Annotated in this window: 7 protein-coding genes; 4 read left to right on the forward strand and 3 right to left on the reverse strand. The window is 68.8% G+C overall.

Annotation, left to right across the window (positions count from 1 at the left end):
• The 3 genes from QZ483_RS11950 to QZ483_RS11960 form a co-directional block, all read left to right on the forward strand.
• Positions 1–622, forward strand: a 622-nt coding sequence (locus QZ483_RS11950) for an SDR family oxidoreductase (RefSeq protein ID WP_297084282.1), incomplete at its 5' end; no start/stop codon positions are given.
• 61 nt (positions 623–683) lie between these two features.
• Positions 684–1442 (forward strand): tetratricopeptide repeat protein, encoded by a 759-nt coding sequence (locus QZ483_RS11955; protein ID WP_297084284.1) that lies wholly within the window; start codon positions 684–686, stop codon positions 1440–1442.
• A 97-nt stretch (positions 1443–1539) separates the two neighbouring features.
• Positions 1540–3135 carry an SDR family oxidoreductase gene (locus QZ483_RS11960; RefSeq protein ID WP_297084286.1) on the forward strand — a complete coding sequence of 532 codons (1596 nt, stop codon included), beginning with the start codon at positions 1540–1542 and terminating at the stop codon, positions 3133–3135.
• A gap of 10 nt (positions 3136–3145) precedes the next feature.
• Here QZ483_RS11960 and QZ483_RS11965 read toward each other — a convergent pair whose 3' ends face one another.
• Both QZ483_RS11965 and QZ483_RS11970 read right to left on the reverse strand, forming a co-directional pair.
• Positions 3146–4390: an MFS transporter gene (locus QZ483_RS11965; protein WP_297084288.1), complete on the reverse strand. Its 1245-nt coding sequence runs from the start codon at positions 4388–4390 to the stop codon at positions 3146–3148.
• Between the two features lie 113 nt (positions 4391–4503).
• Positions 4504–4683 (reverse strand): hypothetical protein, encoded by a 180-nt coding sequence (locus QZ483_RS11970; RefSeq protein WP_297084290.1) that lies wholly within the window; start codon positions 4681–4683, stop codon positions 4504–4506.
• 134 nt (positions 4684–4817) lie between these two features.
• Between QZ483_RS11970 and QZ483_RS11975 the strand changes: the two genes are divergently transcribed.
• The gene (locus QZ483_RS11975) at positions 4818–5933 is read left to right on the forward strand and encodes a class I SAM-dependent methyltransferase (RefSeq protein WP_297084294.1); all 1116 of its coding nucleotides are present in this window, start codon (positions 4818–4820) and stop codon (positions 5931–5933) included.
• A 32-nt stretch (positions 5934–5965) separates the two neighbouring features.
• Here QZ483_RS11975 and QZ483_RS11980 read toward each other — a convergent pair.
• Positions 5966–6592 (reverse strand): amidohydrolase family protein (locus QZ483_RS11980; protein WP_297084292.1); only part of this gene is annotated, 627 nt, incomplete at its 5' end.

Here is a 6592-nt window from a genome sequence, read left to right on the forward strand (position 1 = left end):
GCGCAACGACGAGGACATCGATCGCGCGGTGCAGCTCGCCGTCGATGCCTTCGGCGGGATCGACGTCGTGGTGAACAACGCCAGCGTGATCGACCTGAGCGGATCCGCGGATCTCTCGGCAAAGAAGTACGACCTCATGCAGGACGTCAACGTGCGAGGCACCTTCATGCTGTCCCGCGCCGCACTCCCCTATCTGCTCGAGGCCCCGAACCCCCACGTGCTGTCGCTGTCGCCGCCGCTCACGACGACGCCGCGGTGGCTGGGCGCCCACACAGGCTACTCGATGGCGAAGTTCGGGATGACGATGGCGACGCTGGGAATCGCGGCCGAGTTCGCCGACCGCGGCGTCGCCGCCAACACCCTGTGGCCCCGCACCACGATCGCCACCGCCGCCGTCCAGAACGTGCTGGGGGGCGACCGGCTCATGAAGGTGAGCAGGACACCGGAGATCTACGCGGATGCCGCGCACGCGGTTCTCACCGCGCCGGCGCGCGAGCTCACGGGACAGACGCTGATCGTCGAGGACGTGCTCGAAGCGGCGGGCGTGACGGACTTCTCCGGCTACGCGGCGGTGCCCGGCACTCCGGACGAGGCGCTCTACCCGGACATCTTCCTCGGCTGAGGCGCGCGGCTTGTGGGCCCGTGGCCCGCGATGGACGGGGACGTCCTGCCATCATGGAGACGTGGCCACCCCGACAGCGCGCAGCCGTGACGCTCTCCAGCAGCTCCTGGATGCGATGTGGGACTTCGGTTCTCCAGAGGTGTCGGAGCAGCGATTCCGCGAGGCCTGGATCGATGACTCGTCGGACGCGCACCATCGCGCGGTGATGGCGACTCAGCTCGTTCGTGCGCTCGGCCTCCAGTCGAAGTTCTCCGATGCGGACGCGGTGCTCGACGCTCTCGCGGGGTCGGAGCCCCCGGGCGAGATCCGGGCGCGGATCGAGCTCGAGCGGGGTCGCCTGCTCGTCTCTCGAGACGCACCGGCCGACGCGATCGCGCACTTCGAGCGCGCGGTTGACGAGGCCGCCGCCGTGGATGCGGCGTTTCTGGAGGTCGACGCGCTGCACATGCTCGCGATCGCCGACGCGGGAAACGAGCGCGACTGGGCCCAGGAGGGCCTCGCGATCGTCCATCGGAGCGGTGACAGTCGCCTGAAGCGCTGGGGCGTCGCTCTGCACAACAACCTCGGCTGGACCGAGCACGACGCGGGCGACGCGGCGGCCGCGCTGGAGCACTTCGAGGCGGCGCTACTCTTCGCTAACGATCACGGCTCAGCTGAGCAGCGGCACGTCGCGCGCTGGGCCGTCGGGCGCTGCCTCCGCACGCTCGGCCGCGACGACGAGGCGCTCGCGATTCAGCGCGAACTCGCCGAGCAACGCCCCGACGACCCGTTCGTGGGGGAAGAGATCGCGGCACTCACGGGAACGGAGCCGCCGACCTAGGAGCGGACCCACCGGATGCGCCAGTGGGTCACGGAATACCTCGGGAGCAGTTCTCGGTTGTCATCACTGGACAGTCACGCTGGGAAAGGGGGCACTGGTGGGAGACGACGACCCTGTCGACGCGCGGGCGGTCCGACTCAGCAGCCCGTTCGGCACTGAGGCGGCCTTGCGCGCCACGGCGCGCGAAGACGGCTCGACGCCGCGGGTGCTCGTGCTGGGAGCGACCGGCTACATCGGCGGGCGCCTGGTGCCTCGCCTGCTTGCCGGCGGCTACCGGGTCCGCACCCTGACCCGCTCCGCAGGGCGCATCGCTTCCCTTCCCTGGGCCGACGAGGTCGAGGTCATCGAGGGCGACGCTTCTGACTCGGACGCGATGAATCGCGCGATGGACGACGTCGACATCGTGTACCACCTGATCCATTCGATGTCGGGGGGCCGCGACTACGGCAGGATCGACCTCTCGATCGCCCTCACCGTCGCCAAGGCGGCCTCTGCTCACGAGGTCGACCGCATCGTGTACCTGGGCGCCCTCCACCCGAACGACGTCGACCTGGCGCCCCACCTCGCCTCTCGCAAGGACGTGGGAGACATCTTCGTCGCATCGGCCGTCCCGACCATCGTGCTGCAGGCGGGGGTCGTCATCGGGGCCGGCTCGGCGTCGTTCGAGATGATCCGACACCTCACGGAAGTGCTCCCGTACATGCCCGCACCGCGGTGGGTGAGGAACTCCATTCAGCCCATCGCCGTGCGCGACGTCGTCTACTACCTGCTCGCCGCCGCGCGCGCCGCGCCCGGCGTGAACGACGCCTTCGACGTGGGCGGGCCGGACGTCCTGACGTATGCGCAGATGATGAACGGCTACGCGGCGGTCGCGGGCCTGCCGCGTCGAGGCATCACCGCGCTCCCGGTGCTCACCCCCAGGCTGGCGTCCCACTGGGTCGGGCTGGTGACACCTGTGCCGCGGCAAATAGCCAAGCCGCTGGTCGAGTCTCTGCTCCACACGTGCGTCATGAAGGACCAGGCGATCAACGGCCTGATCCCTCCCCCTCCGGAAGGGCTCACGGGGTACGCGGAGTCGGTGCGGCTGGCCCTCGGACGCATCGAGCTCGATCAGGTCGAGACGAGCTGGGTCGACGCCCAGGTCGCCCACGCACCGAGCGACCCCATGCCCAGCGACCCCGAGTGGACGGGCCGCACGGTGTTCCAGGACGAGCGGCGCAAGGACACGACAGCGGACACCGCAGCGGTGTGGAACGTGATCTCCCAGGTGGGAGGAGCGACCGGCTGGTATTCGGCCTCCGTGCTGTGGGCGACCAGGGGGCTCATCGACCGGGTGAGCGGCGGCGTGGGCCACCGCCGGGGCCGCCGGACGCAGACGACTATCCGCGAGGGCGACGCGATTGACGTCTGGAGGGTGGAACGCGTCGATCGTGGGAGGCTGCTGCGGCTGCGTGCGGAGATGCGCGTCCCCGGCGCAGCATGGCTCGAGCTCGGTGTCGATCCCGCCGAGGACGGATCGGTGTACCGGCAGCGCGCCGTGTTCTTCCCTCGTGGACTCACCGGCAGGCTGTACTGGCTGTCGATGCTGCCGTTCCACGGACTGATCTTCAGCGGCATGGTCAATCGCATCGTTGCAGAGGCGGAGCAGGGCGAGCGGAAGGGCTCCTCCAACACGCATCGCACCGCGCCGTGAGAGTGGCGTGTCAACCTACGGGCTCGGCGTCGGGCTCACCTGACGACTGCGGAGGCGCCTCGGCCACCAGCGGGCGCGCTGCAGGCGCCAGGAGGAAGATCGCCAGTGCCGCCACCACCACGATCAGCAGTGCCTGACGGATCTCGACCACCTCAGCGAGCAGGCCGATCACCTGGGGGATGATCAGGCCACCTGCGGATCCGAATGCGCTCACGGCCGCGACGCGGGCAGTCGCGTCCCGCGGGTCGTCCGCCGCCGACGACAGCGCGATCGGGAACGCGAACGCCGTGCCCACGCCCCAGATCAGCATCGCGAGCGGGACCGCCCAGAAGACCGGAGAGAAGGCGAACAGCAAAGACCCGGCGGCCAGGAGCACGGCGCTCGCGCGCAGAGTCGTCACGCGACCGTGCACGTCCACCCAGCGGGGACCCACCACCCGGGTGATGCTCTGCGCGAGAACGACCCCGGCGTACACCACGCCCGCAATCGCTTCGGTCGACGCGTAGTCGTCCACGAGCGCGAGCGGGATCCAGCTCGAGGAGCCGACCTCGGTGGTGAAGGCCGCGAGCAGGATGAGTCCCAGAAGCACCGTGCGGCGTTCACGTGTCGCCATCCTGACGGTCACGAAGATCCCGCCCTTGCGGTCCCGTGCGGTGTGGTCGCGGTGGACGGCATCGAGGATCGCGGTCCGTGCGACCAGCACGAATGCGGTGCATGCGATCGCGCCGGTGACGGCAAACTGGACTGCGACGGACACGCCCAGGCGCGATGCGAGCGATCCGAGCCCGATCCCGCAGAGCATCGCCAGCGAGAATCCCGCGTGGAACTGCGACATGATCGCGCTGCCCACACGCCGCTCGATGCCGGCAGCCTGGGTGTTCGCGACTGCCATCACCGCCTCGATCGTTCCCAACGCGATGAACAGACCGCCCGCGTACATCGCTGGCACGCCCAGGACGGTTCCTCCAGACATTAGGGCCAAGCCGATGCCGTTGCACGCAGATCCCCACCGCACCACCGCGAGCGATCCAAAGCGCGCAACCAGCCCGCCGAGCACGGAGAACGACAGCAGACCGCCGATCGACCCCACTAGCAGGATGGCTCCCAACTGCGCAGGCGAGACGTCGAGCGAGTCTCTGACGCTGGGCATCCGCGAGATGATGGTCCCCGCGAGCGTGCCGACGCCAACGAAGTAGACCATCACCGCCAGGCGTGCGCGACGCACGCGGGTGGCACTGAGCTCGGTGTCGACCATGGTGTTTCCCCCTGGGACGCACCCGCGCGGCCCTGGGTTCACCGTAGAACCAGCGTCGTGCCGGGTCAACGGCGGCGTCCTGCATGCGGGTTCGTGTGCTGCGCAGGAGTCGGCTACCACGTCCCACCCGGCCGGCGCTGCGCACGAGGAGGCACTTCCTTGGCTGCGACGACCATCGCCATGGGGATCCGCTCGATCCCACGCACGCCGTCCACCAGGACCACCTCGTCGTCGACGCTGAGCAGCTCGCCGAGCGCGTCAGTCGCCTCCCCGGTGGAGATCAGGTACCGCACGACAACTCGTGTGCCAGGTGCGGGAAGGCGGATGCGGCCTTGCCCACCGGTTTGCTCAGGCATGACAGCAACCCTTTCACACCTGCCAGGGCACAACCTCGGCGGCTGCCTTCGCCACCCGCGGCTAGGCTCTCATCGTGATCTTCGACGCACTGCGGCGCTGGCCCGATGTCGAGGCGCCCGGGCTTGTCGCGGTCGACGCGGCGGATCGCTTGATCCTGGACGAATCCGCGGAGTTGCGCGCATCGGCCCAGCCAGGCGACATCGTGGTGGTCAACGACGCCTACGGCGCACTCACCCTCGGAGCGGTACATGCCGGCGCGAGCCAGGTGCGTACGCACATCGACGCGCTCACCGGTGAGCGCGCGCTCGAAGCCAACGCTTCTCGCGTGGGCCTCACGGGCCGTTTCCGGTCTGGGCCTCTCGACGCGGGGTTGGTGAGCGGGGCGCTGCTGGTTCTGCTCCGCCTCCCCCGTTCTCTCGACGCCTTGCGGGATATAGCCAGCCTGATCGCCGCGCACGCAGATCCCTCCGTGGTCGTCGTCGCAGGCGGTCGACTCAAGCACATGTCCCTGTCAATGAACGCGGTGCTGAGCGAGTGTTTCGGTCAGTTGGACGTCACCCATGCCCGACAGAAGTCGCGAGTCCTGGTCGCCCGCGCTCCTCGGGCTGGCCGTGACCCCATGCCCGCCCAAGCACGCGTTGCTGGAATCGACGTGCGCGCGTACGGCGGAGTGTTCGCGGGAGCACGGCTCGACATCGGCACCCGGCTCCTCCTTGAGAACCTTCCAGATGCTCCTGTAGGCGGGACACCCAACGATCCGTTGATCGACTTCGCCTGCGGAACGGGGATCGTGGGCGCGTGGATGGCGATGCAATACCCGGGTGCGCATGTGCACGCGTGTGATCAGTCGTCCATCGCCATCGCCTCCGCACAAGCAACGATGCTCGCGAACGGCATCGAGGACCGTGTCACGGTGGTCCGTGACGACATGCTGGAGACCCGGCCTTCCGCCAGCGCATCCCTCATCGCCCTAAACCCGCCGTTTCACTCAGCCGCAGCGGTCACTGACCTCATCGCGCCCCGAATGTTCACGGATGTGTCCAGGGTCCTCCGCTCCGGGGGTCAGCTGTGGTGCGTGTGGAACTCTGCTCTCAGGTACCGGCCGCTGCTCGAGCGGACGATCGGCCCCACCCAGCAGGTCGCACGCAACGCAAAATTCACGGTCACTGTGTCGACGCGTCGGTGACGACCAACTGACACCTCCTGAGGGCGTGGAGGTCAGACCCGCGCGCCGAGCCTCGGGAACACGCGCAGCGCGTTGCCCGACAGGATCGCCTCACGGTCGGCCTCGGACACGTTGGCGGCCTCGATGTACCGGAGCGTGTCGTCGAAGTAGTGGCCGGTCTCGGGGTCGATCCCCCGGACCGCGCCCACCATCTCCGAGCCGAACAGGATGTTCTCCGCCGGAACCACGCTGGTGAGCAGGTCGATGCCCGGCTGGTGGTAGACGCACGTGTCGAAGAACACGTTGTTCATGAGGTGGTCGGCGAGTGCTGGCTTGCTGAGCATGTCTGCCAGCCCTCGGTAGCGGCCCCAGTGGTAGGGCACCGCTCCCCCGCCGTGAGGGATGATCAGCCGCAACGTCGGGAAGTCGGCGAACAGGTCGCCCTGGAGCAGTTGCATGAAGGCGGTGGTGTCCGCGTTCATGTAGTGCGCTCCGGTCGCGTGGAATGCGGGGTTGGCGGACGCGGAGACGTGGATCATCGCGGGGAGATCGTGCTCGACCATCCGCTCGTAGATCGGGTACCAGTAGCGGTCGGTGAGCGGCGGCGAGGTCCAGTGCCCGCCGCTCGGGTCGGGGTTGAGGTTGACGCCGATGAAGCTCTGGGCGACCCGCGCTTCGAG

The organism is uncultured Demequina sp. (assembly GCF_913055775.1).
In the GTDB taxonomy this organism is placed as follows: Bacteria; Actinomycetota; Actinomycetes; order Actinomycetales; family Demequinaceae; genus Demequina.